The 257-nt window shown below is 31.9% G+C and carries 1 protein-coding gene; it reads left to right on the top strand.

Annotation, left to right across the window (positions count from 1 at the left end):
• Window positions 1-45: 45 nt before the first annotated feature.
• Window positions 46-257, top strand: a 212-nt coding sequence (locus G9F74_RS30640; RefSeq protein ID WP_395940744.1) for an IS3 family transposase, incomplete at its 3' end; no start/stop codon positions are given.

Genomic DNA, 257 nt, shown 5'->3' with positions numbered 1-257 from the left:
AAAAAGCAGGAGAAAACAGTAACTAATCATGAAGAAAAAACCGTAATAGAAATATGTCAACATCATAAATATCGGTATGGATATCGTCGGGTTACAGCTTGTCTACGTGATCAATTTAACATCGTAATGAATCATAAAAAAGTACTACGTATCATGAGAAAATACAAGGTATTATCTCGAGTTAGAAAAAAGAAAAAGATATTTGTGCTCGGTCATGAACCAGTGGTAGCTAAAAATAGAATACAACGGAGATTTAA

Origin of the sequence: Bacillus sp. EKM202B (assembly GCF_011066025.1) — a bacterium.
Classification (GTDB): Bacteria; Bacillota; Bacilli; order Bacillales; family Bacillaceae_G; genus Bacillus_A; species Bacillus_A toyonensis.
The sequence above is the reverse complement of the archived record's forward strand: the minus strand, read 5'-3'. Positions and strand labels throughout refer to the sequence as shown.